Source organism: Cellulomonas sp. 73-92 (assembly GCF_001898175.1).
In the GTDB taxonomy this organism is placed as follows: domain Bacteria; phylum Actinomycetota; class Actinomycetes; order Actinomycetales; family Cellulomonadaceae; genus Cellulomonas.
Window position 1 is genome coordinate 1 of the sequence record NZ_MKTH01000009.1, and the last position, 3,151, is coordinate 3,151.

The following is a 3,151-nucleotide window of genomic DNA, read 5'->3' on the forward strand; positions in this document are numbered from 1 at the left end:
CGCAGGGCTAGATTCCAGAGAGACGCCGGTGTCATGAAGGGGGATCGCATGGACGCGCTCCGCAGCTCGGAATGGTACGCCGGCGACGACAGGAATGCGTACATCCATCGGGCCTGGATGCGCAGGGGCGTGCCCTCGAGCGCGTTCGAGGGGCGTCCTCAGATCGCGATCGCGAACACGGGGTCCGACCTCGTGCCGTGCAACAGCCACCTCGCCGAAGTGGCCCAATCCGTCAAGAACGGCGTCTACGAGGCCGGCGGCATCCCGCTCGAGCTCCCCATCACGGCGCCCGGCGAGACCCAGGTGCGCCCGACCGCGATGCTCTGGCGGAACCTCGCGGCCATGTCGGCGGAGGAGATGTTCCGCGCGAACCCGATCGACGGCGTGGTGCTCCTGGGCGGCTGCGACAAGACCATCCCCGCGCTGCTGATGGCCGCGGCATCCGTCGACCTGCCGGCGGTCGTGCTGCCGGGCGGGCCGATGCTCACCGGGCACTTCCGCAACGAGGCCCTCGGCTGCGGCACCGACGTCTGGCGGCTGTCGGAGGAGGTGCGGGCGGGCACGCTGAGCGAGGCCGACTTCCTCCGGAGCGAGTCGTCGATGATCCGCTCGAAGGGACATTGCAACACCATGGGCACCGCATCCACGATGGCGCTCGTCTCGGAGGCGCTGGGCGTGATCGTGCCCGGCGTCGCCGGCACCCCCGCTCCGGATGCGCGGCTGCTCGAGGCCGCCCACCACACCGGGCGGCTCGCCGTGGACCTCGTCGCGCAGGACCGGCGGCCGTCGACCTTCCTGACGAAGGCCAATTTCCACAATGCGATCGTGGCGCTGGCGGCGATCGGCGGTTCGACGAACGCCGTCGTGCATCTCCTCGCGATCGCGGGACGCCTCGGCATCGAGCTGACGATCGACGACTTCGACCGCATCGGCGCCGAAGTGCCGCTGCTCGTCAACCTCCAGCCGGCCGGCCACTACCTGATGGACGACCTGTACCGCGCCGGCGGATTCCTGGCGGTCCTGCGCGAGGTGCGGGACCTGCTGGATCCCACGGCGCTCACGATCACCGGACGCCCGCTCGTCGACCACCTCGACGAGGCGCGGATCTGGGACCCGGACGTCATCACTCCGCGCGATGCGCCCCTGCAGCCGAGCGCGGGGATCAGCGTGCTGCGCGGCACTCTCGCCCCGGGAGGCGCGATCATCAAGCCGGCCGCCGCGTCGCCGCACCTCCTGAAGCACCGCGGGCGCGCGGTCGTGTTCGACAGCGTGGAGGACCTCAGGGAGCGCCTGGACGATCCCGAGCTGGACATCGACGAGGACAGCGTGATGGTGCTGCGCGGATGCGGGCCGCAGGGCTATCCCGGCATGCCGGAGGTGTCGAACATGCCGTTGCCGCGCAAGCTGCTGGAGCGCGGCATCCGTGACATCGTCCGCATCTGCGACGGGCGCATGTCGGGGACGGCGTACGGCACCGTTGTGCTGCACGTGACGCCCGAGTCCGCCGCGGGTGGACCGCTGTCCCTCGTCCGGACCGGCGACTGGATCACCCTCGACGTGCGGGCCCGGCGCCTCGACCTCGAGGTGCCTCCCGAGGAGCTCGCCGCACGGGTGCCGAACGAGGCGACCGTCGCCGGGTACGCACGCCCACGGCGGGGGTGGGAGCGCCTGTACGTCGATCACGTGCTCCAGGCCGACCGCGGCGCCGACCTCGACTTCCTCGTGGGCGGCTCGGGCTCGCAGGTCGCGCGCGAGTCGCACTGACCGCCGGTCCGCTATCCGCCGTGCGTCGCGGTGGCGGCCTCGCCGCGCAGCACGGTGTTCGGGATGTGCCGTGAGAAGAACAGCGAGAGGGCCGCGATCAGCGCGAGCGCGAACAGGGCTGTGGTGAGCGACCCGATCTGCGCGTGCGTGTAGAGCGACTGGAGGGTCGCGCCGTCCGCCGCGGACAGGCCCGCCTGCTCCGCGATGCGGGGCACGCTGGCGGTCGGGATGATCGCGATGCCGCCCTGGGTCTGGTCGTGCACCGCGGTCTTCACCTGATCCGGCAGGTCGCTCGCGGCGACTGCGGCGGAGAAGGACGAGCCCAGGCTCGCGATGAGGATCGACCCCACGAGCGCCGTGCCGAGGGACGAGCCCAGATTCTGGAACACCCCCTGCACGCCGCCGACCTCGCTGGAGCGGTCCTCCGACACCGACGACATGTTCACGTTGCCCAGCTGGGAGGCCAGGAGGCCGAGCGCCGCGCCGCCGCAGAACATCCCGATCGCGAACGGCACCGTCCGCAGGTCGGTCGAGACGGAGGCGAGCAGCGTCAGGACGCTCGCCACGAGGACGAGCTGCCCGACCCGCACGATCCGCCGCGGCGACCAGTACTTCGTCAGCACGGTGCCGATCGCGGAGAACAGGATGAGGGCGATCGACAGCGGGAAGATCCGGACGCCGGTCTCCAGCGCGTCGAGGCCGAGTGTCATCTGCAGGTACACCGGGATCATGAAGAACAGTCCGGCGATCACGGCGTACTGTGCGCCGAGCACGCTGAGCCCGGCGCGCAGCCGCGCGATCCCGAACATCGAGACGTCGAGAAGCGCGGGGCGTCCCGTCGCCGAGAGGTGCCGCTGGCGTCGGAGGAAGAGCCACGACAGCAGGACCCCCGCGGCGATGAGGAAGGGCACGATCGACAGTCCGAACGGGGCGATCACGACGTTCCCGATCTGCAGCGGGGCGGCGGGGAGGATCCACCCCCACGTCTTCGACTGCAGCATCCCGTAGACGATCAGCACCAGGCCGGCCGCCGAGAGCACGACGCTCGGAGCGTCGATGCGGACGCGGGCCGGCCTGCTGGTGTCGGCGACGAACCGCGCCAGCAGGAGGACGACGATCATGATGACGGTCTCGCCGATGAAGACGTACCGCCAGCTCAGGTAGGTGGTGAGGAAGCCGCCGATGAGCGGCCCCGCCGCGACGGCGGCCCCGGACACGGCCCCGATCACCGCGAACGCCGTCACGCGCGCGCGGCCCGTGTAGTTGTCGGCGATCAGGGCGGCGATCGCCGGGATCACGAGCACGGCGCCGAGCCCCTCGACGACCGACCAGCCGAGGAAGAGGAAGACGATGTTGGGAGCGAGTCCGGTCGCGAGCGACCCGATCG

The 3,151-nt window shown here is 71.1% G+C and carries 2 protein-coding genes; one reads left to right on the plus strand and one right to left on the minus strand.

The annotated features are described in order from the left end of the window. The first annotated feature begins 48 nt into the window (after positions 1–48). Entirely contained in the window at positions 49–1,764 is a 1,716-nt protein-coding gene (locus BGO37_RS05740) for an IlvD/Edd family dehydratase (protein WP_286748429.1), read from the plus strand. A gap of 11 nt (positions 1,765–1,775) precedes the next feature. On the opposite strand, the gene BGO37_RS05745 is transcribed toward BGO37_RS05740, so the two are convergent. Further along, the coding region (locus tag BGO37_RS05745) for an MFS transporter (protein ID WP_291753022.1) at positions 1,776–3,151 on the minus strand (1,376 nt) is incomplete at its 5' end.